At 62.9% G+C, this 16,803-nt stretch carries 14 protein-coding genes; 9 read left to right on the top strand and 5 right to left on the bottom strand.

The features are described from left to right. Positions 1–92: 92 nt before the first annotated feature. Positions 93–1,193 carry a Rieske 2Fe-2S domain-containing protein gene (locus ACBR42_RS01015; protein ID WP_371207158.1) on the top strand — a complete coding sequence of 367 codons (1,101 nt, stop codon included), beginning with the start codon at positions 93–95 and terminating at the stop codon, positions 1,191–1,193. After that, positions 1,186–2,196: an 8-oxo-dGTP diphosphatase MutT gene (gene mutT / locus ACBR42_RS01010; RefSeq protein ID WP_132305680.1), complete on the top strand. Its 1,011-nt coding sequence runs from the start codon at positions 1,186–1,188 to the stop codon at positions 2,194–2,196. Before ACBR42_RS01015 ends, mutT begins: the two co-directional genes overlap by 8 nt. A 3-nt stretch (positions 2,197–2,199) precedes the next feature. Here mutT and ACBR42_RS01005 read toward each other — a convergent pair whose 3' ends face one another. Continuing rightward, a complete protein-coding gene (locus ACBR42_RS01005) occupies positions 2,200–3,132 on the bottom strand; it encodes an SMP-30/gluconolactonase/LRE family protein (RefSeq protein WP_371207077.1) in 933 nt (310 codons plus the stop codon). An 81-nt stretch (positions 3,133–3,213) separates the two neighbouring features. Between ACBR42_RS01005 and ACBR42_RS01000 the strand changes: the two genes are divergently transcribed. Next, entirely contained in the window at positions 3,214–3,972 is a 759-nt protein-coding gene (locus ACBR42_RS01000; protein WP_102324835.1) for a molybdopterin-binding protein, read from the top strand. A gap of 57 nt (positions 3,973–4,029) precedes the next feature. Here ACBR42_RS01000 and ACBR42_RS00995 read toward each other — a convergent pair whose 3' ends face one another. From ACBR42_RS00995 to ACBR42_RS00985, 3 genes are all read right to left on the bottom strand, one after another. Then, positions 4,030–4,986 (bottom strand): acetyl-CoA carboxylase carboxyltransferase subunit alpha, encoded by a 957-nt coding sequence (locus ACBR42_RS00995; protein ID WP_371207157.1) that lies wholly within the window; start codon positions 4,984–4,986, stop codon positions 4,030–4,032. 75 nt (positions 4,987–5,061) lie between these two features. After that, positions 5,062–5,985 carry a tyrosine recombinase gene (locus tag ACBR42_RS00990; RefSeq protein ID WP_371207076.1) on the bottom strand — a complete coding sequence of 308 codons (924 nt, stop codon included), beginning with the start codon at positions 5,983–5,985 and terminating at the stop codon, positions 5,062–5,064. Positions 5,986–5,997: 12 nt separating this feature from the next. Further along, on the bottom strand, positions 5,998–6,207 hold the full coding sequence (locus ACBR42_RS00985; protein WP_102324609.1) for a hypothetical protein: 210 nt from the start codon (positions 6,205–6,207) through the stop codon (positions 5,998–6,000). Positions 6,208–6,342: 135 nt separating this feature from the next. On the opposite strand from ACBR42_RS00985, the gene aroB reads away from it, so the two are divergent. From aroB to ACBR42_RS00960, 5 genes are all read left to right on the top strand, one after another. Then, positions 6,343–8,076 carry a 3-dehydroquinate synthase gene (gene aroB / locus ACBR42_RS00980; protein WP_371207074.1) on the top strand — a complete coding sequence of 578 codons (1,734 nt, stop codon included), beginning with the start codon at positions 6,343–6,345 and terminating at the stop codon, positions 8,074–8,076. 275 nt (positions 8,077–8,351) lie between these two features. Next, positions 8,352–9,572, top strand: coding sequence for an OmpA family protein (locus ACBR42_RS00975; RefSeq protein ID WP_371207073.1), 1,221 nt, complete (start codon positions 8,352–8,354; stop codon positions 9,570–9,572). A gap of 411 nt (positions 9,573–9,983) precedes the next feature. Next, positions 9,984–11,093, top strand: coding sequence for an OmpA family protein (locus ACBR42_RS00970; RefSeq protein ID WP_102324611.1), 1,110 nt, complete (start codon positions 9,984–9,986; stop codon positions 11,091–11,093). A 364-nt stretch (positions 11,094–11,457) separates the two neighbouring features. Next, positions 11,458–12,567 (top strand): OmpA family protein, encoded by a 1,110-nt coding sequence (locus ACBR42_RS00965; protein WP_371207071.1) that lies wholly within the window; start codon positions 11,458–11,460, stop codon positions 12,565–12,567. A gap of 167 nt (positions 12,568–12,734) precedes the next feature. Next, a complete protein-coding gene (locus ACBR42_RS00960) occupies positions 12,735–13,259 on the top strand; it encodes a GtrA family protein (RefSeq protein ID WP_102324613.1) in 525 nt (174 codons plus the stop codon). Here the strand turns inward: ACBR42_RS00960 and tenA are convergent. Next, a complete protein-coding gene (tenA, locus tag ACBR42_RS00955; protein ID WP_102324614.1) occupies positions 13,181–13,885 on the bottom strand; it encodes a thiaminase II in 705 nt (234 codons plus the stop codon). The two genes, ACBR42_RS00960 and tenA, sit on opposite strands and share 79 nt — an antisense overlap. Positions 13,886–14,036: 151 nt before the next feature. On the opposite strand from tenA, the gene alaS reads away from it, so the two are divergent. Then, positions 14,037–16,685: an alanine--tRNA ligase gene (alaS, locus tag ACBR42_RS00950; protein ID WP_371207070.1), complete on the top strand. Its 2,649-nt coding sequence runs from the start codon at positions 14,037–14,039 to the stop codon at positions 16,683–16,685. Positions 16,686–16,803: the final 118 nt, after the last annotated feature.

Here is a 16,803-nt window from a genome sequence, read left to right as displayed (position 1 = left end):
TGCAATCGGCATCCCGCCCCATGGCACATCCGGCTGCCATGCCCCGTTAACAGTCAAGAGAGACAATGGATCAGTCGTCACCGCCTGACAGCATGCAGTCCACCGCCCCGGTCAACGGGCGGGACCTGCGCCGAATCCGTGCCAACCCCGATTTCTGGTATCCCGTTGCCTGGTCACGGGAACTGAAACCGGGCAAGACCATCGGCACCCGCTATGCGGGGCAGCCCATAGCCCTCGTACGTCCCCGCGAAGGGGGCAGTGTTTTCGCGCTGGAAGACCGGTGCGCCCACCGGCAGGTCCCGCTGAGCAAGGGACAGGTCAAGGGTGACTCCGTACAGTGCTGCTACCACGGATGGGCCTATGGCCGTTCGGGCCGCTGCATCGACGTGCCCTACCTTGGCAAGGGCAAGCTGCCCAACGGGGTGCGTACCTATCCCGTGCGGGAAATGGACGGGCTGATCTTCGTCTTTCCGGGCGATGTGGCCAAGGCGGATACAACACCCCTGCCCCGGCTGGCGGAAGTTGCGAACCCGGCCTACAAGACCCGCCGGTTCGGCCAGCTTGTGAACTGCCACTATAGCTTCATGCATGAAAACCTGATGGATATGAACCATCAGTTCATGCACATGAAGCAGATGGGCCAGATGAAGCCGCGCTTCCTGGGGCAGGAACGCGGACCGGGACTGGTGGAAGCCCGCTACAGCTTCGCGCGCACCGGCGGCAAGCAGCCGCTGGGGGAAGCGCTGATCTTTGGCCAGAAGCGCGACAACAGCGAGAAATTCGCCTTCCGCGATGTCATGACCATCCGCACGGTCTATCCCTACCAGACCCTTCATATCCAGACCGGCGACAATGCCCCGGTCATGGATCTGTGGATCGCCTATGTGCCGCAGGATGAAGCCGAACTGACCAACCGGGTGTTCGGGCTGCTGTCCATCAAGCGGCCGGGCATTCCGGGCGTTCTGGATCTGGCATGGCCGTTCCTGACCGCGTTCACCGAACGGATCTTCCGCGAGGACCGGGAAATCGTGGAACTGGAACAGGCCGCGTGGAACGAACAGGGCGGCGACCGGAATCAGGAAATCTTCCCCGTCATCTGCAACCTGCGTTCGCTTCTGGCGGAATGCGGGCTGCCCGCGGATCAGGATACGCCTGCGCCGATCGCCACAGGTGCGCCCCAGCCGCATGCCTGAACGCAATGGACAGGGAACCGGCCCCGTGCTGGAGGCCGGTGAATACAGGCTGCGTGAAGTCCGCATGTCCGATGCCGGGACCATGCACAGGCTGATCAATGACTGGAGCGTGGTGCGGATGCTCAGCCGCGTTCCGTTCCCCTACGCCCTTTCCATGACCGAGGAATGGATCGCCGCCACCATCGAGCAGGCCCGGCGTGGCGAAGCCTATCACTTCGCCATCACCTGCCCGCAGTCGGACCAGCCTGATGCGCTGATCGGCTGCATCGGGCTGCGCATCAATCCAGCCGACCGGTCCTGCACGCTGGGCTACTGGGTCGGGCGCGCGCACTGGAACCGCAAGGTTGCCAGCACGGCGGCGGGACGGCTTGCCCGCTGGGCGCTGGCCAATCTGCCGGTGGACCGCCTTACGGCATCGGTCGCCCATGACAACCATGCCTCGGTCGCGGTCCTGCGCCGCATCGGCTTTCGTGAAAACGGGACGGGATCACAGGAATTCGTCTCACGCGGGGGGGAATATCCCGTCCGCCTGTTTGAAGCGCGTCATGCCGACTTTGCCGGTGAAGGCGAAAACGGGGCGGCGGAAACCGCACCGGATGGTGGCCGCAAGATCGTGCTGGTGGCGGCTGTCGCACTGGTCGATTCGGATGCGCGTGTCCTGCTGGCCCGCAGGCCGGAAGGCAAATCCATGGCCGGCCTGTGGGAATTCCCCGGTGGAAAGGTCGAGGCGGGCGAAACACCGGAAGAGGCGCTGATACGGGAACTGGATGAGGAACTGGGGCTGGATGTCGCCCGCTCCTGCCTTGCCCCGTTCACGTTCATTTCCCACGATTACGGGCATTTCCATCTTCTCATGCCCGTCTATGTCTGCCACCGCTGGAAAAATACACCCACCCCCCGCGAAGGGCAGAAACTGGAATGGGTGCCCGCCACCGGGCTGCGTGATTACCCCATGCCCGATGCCGACCGCCCGCTGGTCCCGCTGCTGCAGGACCTGCTGTAGCTTCTAGCCCTTCGTAATATCTGGCAGCGCTGCCATCTCGGCCATTTCGGTGGCCGGGAACATGGTGGGCGCCTGACCCGCCACCTCCACCGCCATGCTGAACAGGCCACCCGCCTGCGGCAGGGTTGCCAGACGCCCGTCTGGCGTGTTCTTGCGCGCGGTGGTGATGTACACGGTCCGCAGGTCAGGCCCGCCAAAAGCCACTTTCGTTACGTTCTGCGCCGGAACGGTGATGGGTTCGAGCCGCGTGCCGTCCGGCTGGAAACGTTCGATCCGCCCCCCGTTCCATACCCCGACCCACAGGACACCCGCGCTGTCGACCACCACGCCATCGGGATAGCCATCCGCCAGACGGGCAAAGACGCGCCGGTTGGTCAGTTCCCCGTCTGCCGCCAGATCAAAGACATAGATGATCCCGGCAGGGGAATGATTGTGATACAGCTTCGTGCCATCGGGGGAGATGGCAGGCCCGTTGGTGACGATATACCCCTCGTCATGTCGCTGGACACACAGTCCATCGGGCTTGCGGGTTACGGAATACAACGCACCCGTGGGCGTGCTTTCGCCATCATCCATGGTGCCGAACCACAGCCGCCCCATGGAATCCACACAGCCATCATTGATCCGGTTGCCCGGCACGCCCGGTTCCACCGCGACCTCGCACCGAAAATCGCCGGATGCCGGGTCGAAACGGTACAGGCCATCTTTCAGCCCGCACATCAGCGTCCCGTCACTGACCGGCACCACGAAACCGGGCCGTTTCGGCGTGGGCCATGATGACCGCGCCCCTGTGGCGGGATGAAAACGATGGATGGCGTGGCCCACGATATCGACAAAATACAGCGCCTGTTCACGCGCGGACCATACCGGCCCTTCCCCCAGTTGCGCCTGAATGTCCCATACGCAACGTGGTTGTGGCATTGCTGCCGTGTCCATGGCTTCTCCTTCCGGTTGGCGGCCTGTCGTTATAGGATGGGGAGAAAATGCTCCTGCCCGCAATATAGTGGAATGTGCTTCATGAACCCCACCGCCTGCCTGCTGGTCATAGGCAACGAGATCCTGTCCGGCCGGACACAGGACGTGAACGTGCAGTATATTGCACGCCGCCTGTCCGAAACCGGGATTACCCTGAGCGAAGTCCGCATCATACCGGACATCCGCGCGGTCATCGTGCGCACCGTGACCGAAGCCCGTGCCGCTTACGATAATGTGTTCACCACCGGCGGCATCGGGCCAACGCATGACGATATCACCTCCGCCTGCGTCGCGGAATCGTTCGGCGTGCCATGGGTTCACCACGCGGAAACCTTCCGCCTGCTGGAAGCCCATTTCGCACCCGGTGAATTCAACGCCGCCCGTCAGCGCATGGCCACGATGCCGCAGGGGGCGGTACCAATCCGCAATTCCGTATCGGTCGCTCCGGGCTTCAGCATGGGAAACGTGCATGTCATGGCGGGTGTGCCCCGCATCATGCGCGCCATGTTTGAAGAAGTGCTGCCCACCCTGCCCCACGGCACGCCGGTCACGTCACGGGCATGGCATGCGACGGGACTGTATGAAGGCGCGCTGGCCGCCCCGCTTGAAGCGATCCAGAATCACTACCCCACCATTGATATCGGGTCTTATCCCTACCGTCTGGATGAAACCCAGCGCGGGGTGTGCCTGCTGTGCAAGGGAACGGATGCGCAGGCCGTATCGGCCGCCGCCACCGCCGTGCGCGACATGATCGCACGACTTGGCTTCGAGCCGTATGAAGGCGAACCGGCCAAAAGCTGAAATCAGGACCGTGCCAGTAACCTGCCCCAAGGCAGGCTGCTGGCACGGAGCCGACAATCAGGCTACGGCCTCACGCCCCATGGCGAGGAATTTTTCCCGTCGCTGCGCCTTGAGCAGCGCGGGATCTTTTGCCAGCAGCGCAGGCAGCTCGGCTGCGATGGCGTCACCCACGGCGCGAATCGCAACCTGCGGTTCACGCTGCGCGCCACCCAGGGGTTCGGGAATGATCCGGTCGATCAGACGGAGCTGAAGCAGGTCCTGCGCCGTAAGCCGGAGCGCATCGGCGGCTGCGGCGGCCTGCTTGGGATCACGCCACAGAATGGATGCACACGCTTCGGGGGAGATGACGGAATAGATCGCGTGTTCCAGCATCATCACGCGATCGCCCGCACCCAGTGCCACGGCGCCGCCAGATCCGCCCTCACCAATGACGGTAGCGATGACCGGCACGGGCACGGTCAGGCAGGTTTCGATGGAGCGGGCGATGGCTTCCGCCTGACCGCGTGCTTCGGCATCGATACCCGGCCATGCGCCGGACGTGTCGATAAAGGTCAGGACCGGCAGGCCGAATCGCCCCGCCAGTTTCATCAGGCGCTGCGCCTTGCGGTAGCCTTCCGGCCGGGCCATGCCGAAATTATGCTTTAGCCGCGTTTCGATTTCCGCGCCGCGCTCGGTCCCGATCACCACGACCGGCTGGTTACGGAAACGCCCGATACCGCCGATGATGGCCTTGTCCTCGCCGAACAGGCGATCACCGGCCAGCGGCGAAAATTCGGTAATCAGCGTGCTGATGTAATCGACCGTATGCGGCCGCTGGGCATGCCGTGCGACCTGCACCTTCTGGCCCGGGGTCAGCTTGGCATAGGCGGCACGCAACTGCCGGTCGGCTTTCTCGCTCAACCGGGTGATCTCTTCCGCAATGTTGATCCCGTCCGGACCGGACATCCTGCGAAGCTCGTCGATCTTGTTCTCAAGCTCGGCGACCGACTTTTCGAAATCTAGAAACTGGCGCATGCGCTGCCGATAGCACAGCCTGCACGCCAGCCAAACATTTTCACGCAGGGAATTTTCCCTGCCGTGCATTTTTACCTATTCCGCATCCGCCGCCATGGTTTCCGACAGCGGGTGATGCGCCGCCACCGCATCGCGCAGCCGGTCAAGCATGACATGGGTATAGATCTGGGTCGTCGCGATATCCGCATGCCCCAGCAGCACCTGCAACGCACGCAGGTCCGCGCCATGGGCCAGCAGGTGGGTGGCGAAGGAATGGCGCAGCACATGGGGCGAAAGCCGCTGCGGGTCCAGTCCCGCGCGCAGGGCCACGTCATGCAGGATGCGGTCGAATCCCTGCCGGGTCATGGGCTGGCTTTTTCCCCTGCCGGGAAACAGGAAGGGACTTCCACGCGCGGAATCGATGTCCATGAGCGCATGCGCCGCCGCACGCGCACGCGCGGACAGGGGCACCATTCGTTCCCGCCCCCCCTTGCCGCGCACCAGTATCATACCCGGCGCGGCCTGTAGCGCACGGCGCGGCAGGGACAGCAGTTCGGATATGCGCAGGCCCGACGCATACAGCATTTCCAGCGCCGCACGCGCCATAAGCAGCCGCCGCCTGCGCGCAGGCGTTGCATCCGCATCCGGTTCGCACGCCGCAAGCAGGACCGTGACTTCCCCTTCCGACAGGAAGCGCGGCAGCGGCGCATCCAGCCTGGGTGCTTCCAGCAGGGCGGCGGGGTTGTCCGGTCGCAGTCCCTCACGTGCAAGGAACAGGAAATACTGCTTCAGGCATGACAGCCTGCGCGCCTGCGTGCGCGGGGCCAGCCCCTGCCCGGCCAGACCGGACAGATATTCCCGCAGGTCGCCTTCCCCCGCATCCAGCGGCGTAAGCCCGCGCGCAGCCAGTTCACGCTCCATATCCGCCAGATCGCGGGCATAGGCGCGGATGGTATTCAGCGCGGCGCCACGTTCAGCCGCCAGCATTTCCAGAAAGGCATCGACGGCGTCCATGCCCATATCGCCCGCAGCCTAGTGCGCGGGGGCCAGCGGGGCGACCGGCAGGGCGCTTGCCACGCCCATCGGGGCGGCGATCGGAGCCGGCGCGGGGGCCGCCGCCATCGGGATATCCTTGTGCACGTCATGCGCCACCAGCGCGGGCGGAAACGCACCCAGCGAGACAAATGCCCCCACGCCGCACACCGCAACGACGCCTATTACGGCAATAAAAATACGGACCATCCAACCGCTTCCCATATCCTGCAGATGCCGGTGTTCCGCTGCCGGGGCTGGCGGAGCGCCCACCCGCCCCATGCGGGGCCGCCCCTGACCGCGGACTCTACCGGTTCCGTCCTGCTGTATGTTAGGTTGCCGTTCATGTCACGCCCGATTCCCCCCGACCGGCCCAGTCCGGAGGACCCATCCCTCACCATCCCCCTCGACCTCAATGCCGTTGGTCCCACCACCCCGTGGCGCGAAGGCAGCGGACGTACCATCGTGCTGGTGGGGCTGATGGGGGCGGGCAAGACGACCATCGGGCGCATCCTGTCCGCGCGGCTGGGCATGCCCTTTGTCGATTCGGATGAGGAAATCGAACGCGCCGCCGGCTGCACCATTGCCGACCTGTTCCACAGATATGGCGAACCGGAATTCCGCCGGGGCGAAAGGCTTGTCCTGCGCCGCCTGCTGTCGGGACCGCCGGTGGTGCTGGCGACAGGGGGCGGGGCATTCATGGACGCACGGACGCGTGCGGGTATACGCGAGCATGCCGTTTCCGTCTGGCTGCGCTGCCCGCTACCGGTTCTGGTGCAGCGCGTGGCGGAACGTACGCACCGGCCGCTGCTCAACGCCGCACCGCCCCATGCGGTGCTGGCGGATCTCATGCGCATACGCCATCCCGTCTATGCGGAGGCTGACATCATCGTGGATTGTGGAGACGACAACGTGGAACATAGCGCCGAGCGCGTCATACAGGCCCTGAAACACAACCAGCAGCCCCTGCGCGTGCCCGTGCGGCTGGAACGGGCCAGCTACGATGTCATGATCGGCCCGGACGTGATCCGCCGCGCAGGCGCGCTGCTGGCCCCGGTTCTGCCGCAGAAGCGCGTCATGATCCTGACGGACGAAACCGTTTCCCCCCTGCACCTGCCCCGTCTGCTGGAAGGGCTGGAGGAAACCGGCATCCGCGCCGAGGTCATCACCATCCCGCCCGGTGAGGGATCAAAAACCATCAGCATGTATGAGCGCGTGACCAACGCCCTGCTGGAAGCGCATGTGGAGCGTGGCACCACGGTCGTCGCACTGGGCGGCGGCGTTGTGGGCGATCTGGCGGGTTTCTGTGCCGCGACCACGCTGCGCGGCCTGCCTTTCGTGCAGATCCCGACCACGCTGCTTTCGCAGGTGGATTCGTCGGTTGGCGGCAAGACCGGCATCAACACGCCGTTTGGCAAGAACCTGCTGGGGGCCTTCCACCAGCCCATCGCGGTGCTGGCCGATACCTCCACCCTTGCCACCCTGCCGGTGCGCGAACTGCGCGCGGGCTATGCTGAAATCGTCAAGTCCGGGCTGCTGGGCGATGCGGGACTGTTCGACTGGTGCGAACGCCATGGCGCGGGCGTGCTGTCGGGTGATCCCGCAGCCCAGGCCGAAGCCATCGGCATGGCCTGCGCGTTCAAGGCACGGGTGGTAAGCGATGATGAACGCGAGGAGCGCACGGCCGATGGCCGCGCGCTGCTCAATCTTGGCCATACCTTCGGCCACGCGCTGGAAGCGGAAATGGGCTACAACGGCAGCCTGCTGCATGGGGAAGCCGTATCCATCGGGCTGCGGCTGGCCTTCATGCTGTCGGTCCGGCTGGGCTACTGCGCGGCGGCGGATCTGGACCGCGTGACATCCCACCTTGAACGCCTGTCCATGCCTGCGCGGATCAGCGATACGGGGCGCAATTTCTCCGCCACGCAACTTGTGCGCAACATGCAGCGCGACAAGAAAATGCGCGACGGACGCCTGTCCTTTGTTCTGGTGCGCGGCATTGGCCGGGCCTTCACCTGCCGTGACGTGCCCGATGACGCCGTGATCGAGGTCCTGCGCGCTGATGGCTGCACGCCCTGATCCGCCCATCACCGCCATGTGACTTTTTTACAACGCGTTACCCCTTCCCCTGACAGCGGGAAGGGGCATTTACCTTATTTCAATCCTTGCACCGCACAACGATCGGGCCATGGCCCCTGTGCGGACAGGACCAGTTCCCCTTTCCCGCACAGACCCATCGGCACAGCGATAACGGCCCGAAGGCCGATTGTGTCAACCTGTATCAGGCCGATGTGGAACATGCCCCCATTTTCCACCAACACGAAGCCGCCTGATCAAGCTTCAAGGATGGGAACATGAGTCTTCGCGCGGCTTTACTGGCGACTCCCATAATCGCGGCCCCGGCGGCTGCCGCCATGGCCACGACCATTACGGGTCCCTATGTCGATATCGGGGGCGGCTACAGCCTGACCCAGACCCAGCATGTCCATAATTACGATGTGGAACGGCGTGACGCCATAAACAACACCTATCTTAACGGGGCGTCGCCCGCCATCGTCCGCGATTTTGACAAAGGGATCGACCCCGGCCTGCATGAACGCGAACAGGTGCGCCATGGTGCCGGATGGACCGGTTTCGCCGCCTTCGGCTGGGGCTTCGGCAATGGCCTGCGGGCCGAGGTGGAAGGGGTCTATAACTGGTCGGACCTGAGCAGCATCAGCGCCACCACGGGCGACCCGAAAGGGCACCCCATGCATGGCAGGACCAATGGCAGCGACCGGTCCTATGGCGGCTTCGTCAACGTGCTGTATGACATCGACCTGAAGCGCCTGTTCAACATCGACGTGCCTGTCACGCCGTTCGTCGGTGTCGGTGCCGGTTATCTGTGGGAAAACGTGAACAGCACCACCGCACTGCAGACCGCCATCAGCCAGCATGGCACCAATGGCAGCTTCGCCTATCAGGGTATCGTGGGCGCCGCCTATGACATCCCCGGGGTTGCCGGGCTGCAGATGACCACCGAATACCGCATGATCGGGCAGGTCGAATCCTTCGATAACGGCTTCATACAGCAGTCCTATTCCGGCCCGCTGGGTCATGACAGCACCCGACTCCGTTATGACCAGCGCTTCAACCACCAGTTCATCGTGGGCGTCCGCTACGCCTTCAACACTGCGCCGCCACCACCCCCGCCGGCCCCCGCCGTCGTGCCGCCCGCGCCGACAGCAGCCCGCACCTATCTGGTATTCTTCGACTGGGACGGCTCCGCCCTGACCGGCCGCGCGCGTGAGATCGTGGCAGAAGCCGCCCAGGCTTCCACCCACATCCAGACCACCCGCATCGAAGTCAACGGCTACACCGACAACTCCGCGGCCCATCCCGGCCCGCGTGGTGAGAAGTACAACATGGGTCTGTCCCTGCGTCGCGCTGACAGCGTGAAGGCGGAACTGATCCGTGACGGCGTGCCCACCAATGCCATCGACATCCATGGCTACGGCGAAGCACACCCGCTGGTGCCCACAGGTCCAGATACCCGTGAGCCCCAGAACCGTCGTGTCGAGATCATCCTGCACTGATCGGAACCGAAACGGCCTGCAAACGATATTCCTGATCAGGCAGAGGGGGAATGCACCGGCATTCCCCCTTTCCTGTCGAATCGTCCGGGCCTGAAACGGAAGAAAGCAGAGGTCTTCCGTTTATAATAATGACCTATGCAAAATAAGGAGATCTATCGGCAATATCGGAAAAACCCTTATAAACTCACGTCTTTTGATCGGCATCACCAAAGATACCCGTGACATATGTGTTTTTTTGGTCACACCCGTCCGGCTTGCACCATTTAGCCCATTCTCAAGCCGCTTCAGACACGCTAAGCCCCGCATCATAGCTTGCGGGTAATCTCAGGCTGCCCTGTATCGGGGCAAAACCATTGCCCGGACCACAAGAACAGGGCCCGCCCTGCAACAATAGACTTTAAGGACTTAAACATGCGTCTTCGCGCAGCGTTACTGGCAACCAGCCTGCTGGCAGCGACACCGTTCGCAGCCAAGGCCACGACCATCACCGGCCCGTATGTCGATATCGGCGGTGGCTACAACCTGACCCAGACCCAGCACGGGCACTTTGCCGACACCAACTCCGGTGCAGGCACCCCCGGCGAGCCGGGCCGTGAAAAGCTTGGCCACCGTCATGGCTGGACCGGTTTCGGTGCAGTTGGCTGGGGCTTCGGCAACGGCCTGCGTGCGGAAGTCGAAGGCGACTACAACTGGTCCGAAATCTACAGCCAGTCCCGTGGCGACAAGGGCAGCGACCGCTCCTATGGCGGCTTCGTCAACGTGCTGTATGACATCGACCTGAAGCGTCTGTTCAATATCGACGTGCCTGTCACGCCGTTCGTCGGTGTCGGTGCCGGTTACCTGTGGCAGAACGCCCACAACGTTACCGTCGGCGCGAACAACCCGTCGGGCGCCCGCAGCCTGAGCGGCACCAAGGGTGGCTTCGCCTACCAGGGTATCGTCGGTGCAGCCTATGACATCCCGGGCGTGCCGGGCCTGCAGATGACCACCGAATACCGCATGATCGGTCAGCCGCAGAGCTTCACCATGGGCAACTTCACCGCTGGTGACGGCCATGCAAGCTTCGACCACCGCTTCAACCACCAGTTCATCGTAGGCGTCCGCTACGCGTTCAACAACGCGCCGCCGCCGCCGCCGCCGGCTCCCGCCGTCGTGCCGCCCGCGCCGACAGCAGCCCGCACCTATCTGGTGTTCTTCGACTGGGACGGCTCCGCCCTGACCGGCCGTGCGCGTGAGATCGTGGCAGAAGCCGCTCAGGCTTCCACCCACATCCAGACCACCCGCATCGAAGTCAACGGCTACACCGACAACTCCGCGGCCCACCCCGGCCCGCGTGGTGAGAAGTACAACATGGGTCTGTCCCTGCGTCGCGCTGATAGCGTGAAGGCGGAACTGATCCGTGACGGCGTGCCCGCCAATGCCATCGACATCCATGGCTACGGCGAAGCACACCCGCTGGTGCCCACAGGTCCCGACACCCGTGAGCCCCAGAACCGTCGCGTGGAAATCATCCTGCACTGATCCAGCGCAGGGCGACTACCGGAAAGGGGGCACTTCGGTGCCCCCTTTTTTTATTTCTAAACGTTTCTTTATCTTCAGTAGGCTATCGTAACTTTGTGTCCATTTTGCCACAAAATACTCTAAATCTTTTATTACAAGATTGTGCCTGCTTTGATACAGCCCATATAATTAGTTGTTATTAAACAGAAAAAACACTTGCATATGCATGCGTCGCTATGGTGTCACCTTTCTGCCGCGTCTGGATAACAGACAGAATGAAACCACCTGAAGCACACTGTGTTTGATCTGGTGAAATCGATTAATCTTCGCATCACGCGAAAGATGTGGTTTACAAAGAAGTAATAACATGAGGAAGGATGATCATATGCGTCTCCGCTCTGCTCTGCTGGCGACCAGCCTGCTGGCAGCGACACCGTTCGCAGCCAAGGCCACGACCATCACCGGCCCGTATGTCGATATCGGCGGTGGCTACAACCTGACCCAGACCCAGCACGGGCACTTTGCCGACACCAACTCCGGTGCAGGCACCCCCGGCGAGCCGGGCCGTGAAAAGCTTGGCCACCGTCATGGCTGGACCGGTTTCGGTGCAGTTGGCTGGGGCTTCGGCAACGGCCTGCGTGCGGAAGTCGAAGGCGACTACAACTGGTCCGAAATCTACAGCCAGTCCCGTGGCGACAAGGGCAGCGACCGCTCCTATGGCGGCTTCGTCAACGTGCTGTATGACATCGACCTGAAGCGTCTGTTCAACATCGACGTGCCTGTCACGCCGTTCGTCGGTGTCGGTGCCGGTTACCTGTGGCAGAACGCCCACAACGTTACCGTCGGCGCGAACAACCCGTCGGGCGCCCGCAGCCTGAGCGGCACCAAGGGTGGCTTCGCCTACCAGGGTATCGTCGGTGCAGCCTATGACATCCCGGGCGTGCCGGGCCTGCAGATGACCACCGAATACCGCATGATCGGTCAGCCGCAGAGCTTCACCATGGGCAACTTCACCGCTGGTGACGGCCATGCAAGCTTCGACCACCGCTTCAACCACCAGTTCATCGTAGGCGTCCGCTACGCGTTCAACAACGCGCCGCCGCCGCCGCCGCCGACTCCCGCCGTCGTGCCGCCCGCGCCGGCAGCAGCCCGCACCTATCTGGTGTTCTTCGACTGGGACGGCTCCGCCCTGACCGGCCGTGCGCGTGAGATCGTGGCAGAAGCCGCTCAGGCTTCCACCCACATCCAGACCACCCGCATCGAAGTCAACGGCTACACCGATAACTCCGCGGCCCACCCCGGCCCGCGTGGTGAGAAGTACAACATGGGTCTGTCCCTGCGTCGCGCTGATAGCGTGAAGGCGGAACTGATCCGTGACGGCGTGCCCGCCAATGCCATCGACATCCATGGCTACGGCGAAGCACACCCGCTGGTGCCCACAGGTCCCGACACCCGTGAGCCCCAGAACCGTCGCGTGGAAATCATCCTGCACTGATCTGGCAGTCAATAAAGGGAGCAGTCATCTGCTCCCTTTATTACTTTTCATTTCTTTTATTTCCGGCCTCATTCCCCTATGAGGTGCCTGCCGGTAACAAGCCTGTCTGTCGCGCATCTGTCCGATAGCAAGGCCCTTCCACTCGATGCAGGCAGAAGGATACCATCTTGCCCCAGCTTTCCCGTGAGAAAGTCACACAATTTCTGAAATTCGGAATTGTCGGCCTGTTTGGGCTATTCTGGGACACAACAGCCGTTTACAGCCTGCGTCCGCTCATCGGACTGACGACCGCCACAATTGCGGCCTATTTTATTGCGGCGTCGATCAACTGGCTCGTCAACCGGCTGTGGACCTTCCGCAAGGCGGGCAACCAGCATCATTTCGTTATCCAGTGGCTGCGCTTTCTTGCGGGCAATTCGCTGGGCTTCTTCCTGAACCGCGGCTGCGTGTTCATGATGTTCCACCTCTCCCCGGTCTTCAAGGCCAACCCCGTGCTGGCGCTGGCCGCGGGCGCGGTAGCGGGCATGCTGGCGAACTTCCATATCAGCCGGAAGCTTGTCTTCCATTCATGCCGCCCGGCCTGTCAGCAGAAAAGTGCCGAGATCACGCCCTTTCAGCCGCAGCGCGCCGTGGCCCAGAATGCCGTTTCCAGACGGACCGAGGTTTCGAATTCCCGCCGCAAGGCCGGATAACGCATCTGCGCGCCATAGGCCGCGCCAACCTGCTCAAGGCGGCTGATACCATCTTCCACCAGCGCGGTATATTCATCCCCGCCATAAAGCGCGATCCATGACCAGTAGGGATTTCCCTCCCGCCGGGTCGCGGGATCAGCATGCAGTCGCGCGCCCACCTCCGCATAGCCGATCAGGCAGGGAGCCATGGTCACCAGCAGATCGAGCAGGTCGCCCGTCTGTGCGCGATCAAGGATGAAACGGCTGTAGGCCAGCAGTTCGAGCGATTCTTCCGCCCCCTCAAGATCGGCTTCCTCGATCCCCCATCCCCGGCAATACGCCACATGCATCGACAGTTCGGTATCCAGTATGCCCGACAGAAGCTGGGCGGCATGCCGCATGCCCGCAACACTATCCGCTTTATGAACCGCCAGCGCGCAGGCACGGACATACTGGATCAGGTACAGGTAATCCTGAATCAGGAAATTCCTGAACGCATCGGGGCTGACCGTCCCCGCGCCCATACCCTGCACAAAGGGATGACGTACGAAATCCAGCCATCGGGGCATGCAGTCCTGCCGCAGTCGTCCCGCCAGTCCCCGTGTCAGCAGTGGCCAGTCCCGTTCCGCCTGCCAGTCGTGCATCATGTTTCCTTTTCGCCTGAGTATGCACGCACATCACGCATCGGCCATATGGGCAAAACACGCATGTTCTCACTTCCGGTCCGCTGCTACGTGCGCTAGGTGAATGAATCCGGTTTTACATCTATCTTCAATACAGGATCGTCTGTTTCCCGCCATGCCCACAACAAACGACATTCGTGCCACCTTCCTCGACTATTTTGCCGGGAATGGGCATCAGATCGTGCCGTCCTCGTCACTGGTGCCGCATAACGATCCCACGCTGCTGTTTACCAATGCTGGTATGGTGCAGTTCAAGAACGTTTTCACCGGGCAGGAAACACGTCCCTATTCCCGCGCGACAACGGCGCAGAAGGTCGTGCGCGCGGGCGGCAAGCACAACGATCTGGACAATGTGGGCTATACCGCCCGCCATCACACTTTTTTCGAGATGATGGGCAATTTCTCGTTCGGGGATTATTTCAAGGCCGAAGCCATCGAACTGGCATGGAAGCTGGTGACCGGCACGTTCGGGCTGCCCAAGGAAAGGCTGCTGACCACCGTCTATGCCGATGACGAGGAAGCAGCCGCCCTGTGGCGCAAGATTGCCGGCCTGTCCGATGACCGGATCATCCGTATTCCCACATCCGACAATTTCTGGCGCATGGGTGATACCGGTCCCTGTGGCCCGTGTTCGGAAATCTTCTATGATCATGGCCCGGAAGTGGCAGGCGGCCCGCCCGGCTCCCCCGAGGAAGACGGCGACCGGTTTACCGAAATCTGGAACCTCGTGTTCATGCAGTATTTCGAAAACCCGCCCGGCACCCGTTCTCCCCTGCCCCGTCCGTCGATCGACACCGGGCTTGGGCTGGAACGCTTTGCCGCAATCCTGCAGGGCAAGCGCGACAACTACGATATCGACACGTTCCGCGCGCTGATCCTCGCCTCCGCCGAGATCACGGGTCAGGACCCCGATGGCCCGTTCAACGCCAGCCATCGCGTTGTGGCCGACCATCTGCGCTCCTCTTCCTTCCTGATCGCCGATGGCGTGCTGCCCTCCAAGGACGGGCGTGGATACGTGCTGCGCCGCATCATGCGCCGCGCCATGCGCCACCTGCACATGATGGGCACCACGGAACCGACCTTCTACCGTCTGGTCCCCGCGCTGATCCGGCAGATGGGCGAAGCCTATCCCGAACTGGTGCATGCCCGCGCCCTGATCGAAGAAACGATGAAGGGCGAGGAAGAGCGCTTCAAGGCCATGCTCGACCGCGGCCTGTCGCTGCTGGCGGACGAGACGGAACGCCTTGGCGATGGCGCGCCGCTGCCCGGCGATGTGGCGTTCAAACTGTATGATACATTCGGCTTCCCGCTTGACCTGACGCAGGATGCCCTGCGCGGCAGCAGCCATGGCGTGGATGTGGCGGGCTTCAATGAAGCCATGGACGTGCAGCGCAGGCGCGCCCGCGCGGCATGGAGCGGTTCGGGCGACAGCGCCACCGAAACCGTATGGTTCGAAGCCCGCGACACCTTCGGGGCGACCGAATTCCTCGGCTACACCACCGAAACGTCGGATGCCGAGGTGCAGACCATAATCGTGGACAATGCGCAGGTGGAAAGTGCCGGCCCCGGCACGCAGATCGCACTGCTGCTGAACCAGACACCCTTTTACGGGGAAAGTGGCGGTCAGGTTGGCGACACCGGCACGGTCACGGCGCCGGGCCTGCGCATCGCCATCACGGATACCCAGAAGAAGCTGGGCGACCTGCTGGTGCATTACGGCACGGTTGTCGAAGGCACGGTCAAACCCGGCATGGCCGTTACCGCACAGGTTGACCATACCCGTCGCAGCGCCATCCGTGCGCATCATTCCGCAACCCACCTGCTGCATGAAGCCCTGCGCCGCCGCCTTGGCGCGCATGTCACGCAGAAGGGCAGCCTGAACGCACCCGACCGCCTGCGCTTTGACGTAAGCCAGCCCCGCCCGATCACGCCGGAAGAACTGGCCGAGATCGAAGCGGAGGTGAATGCCCGCATCCGTGAAAACACGGAAGTCACTACCCGCCACATGACGCCGGAAGAAGCCATCGAACAGGGTGCGATGGCCCTGTTTGGCGAAAAATACGGCGATGAAGTGCGCGTGGTGTCCATGGGTGGCCCGGAAGAAGGGCGAGCAGGCTGGTCCATCGAACTGTGCGGTGGCACGCATGTGCGCCGCACGGGTGATATCGGTCTGTTCCGCATCACGTCCGAAAGCGGCGTCTCCTCCGGCGTGCGCCGGATCGAGGCGGTGACAGGACGTGCCGCAGAAAACGCCACCGTCGCGACCGAGGAACGCCTGAACCAGATTGCCGCCATGCTGCGCGTGCCGCCCGCGGAAGCGCCCGAGCGCCTTGCCGTGATGCTGGAAGAACGCAAGGTCATGGAACGCCAGATTTCCGATCTGCAGCGCAAGCTTGCATCGGGCAGTCAGGCCGCCAGCAGCATCGAGGACATCAACGGCATCAAACTCGATGCCCGCAACGTGGGCGAACTGCCGCCCAAGGAACTCAAGCCGCTGGCGGACTCCCTGCGCACTGAAATCGGCTCCGGCGTGGTGGTGCTGATCTCCACCGCCGATGGCAAGGGCAGCATCGTGGTGGCGGCTACGCCCGATCTGGCGGAACGGGTCGATGCCGTGACGCTGGTGCGCGTGGCCAGTGCCGCCATGGATGGCAAGGGCGGCGGTGGCCGACGCGACATGGCGCAGGCCGGTGGCCCGGACATCACCAAGGTGGATGCCGCACTTGATGCGGTGCGCGCGGCACTGAAGCAGGCAGCGGGCTAGTCCCCGCTTCTTGCTGCGGTCCAATACCATGCAACGGCGCGCCCAGTCGCGCCGTTGTGCTGTACTGTGCAATCACAGGATGAAATATATTCAGTACAGAAAGTGAATATTTATTAAT

It is taken from the genome of Komagataeibacter sp. SM21 (genome assembly GCF_041402665.1).
GTDB lineage: Bacteria > Pseudomonadota > Alphaproteobacteria > Acetobacterales > Acetobacteraceae > Komagataeibacter > Komagataeibacter saccharivorans.
Note: the sequence above shows the minus strand (reverse complement) of the source record. Positions and strands in the feature narration are given on the sequence as shown.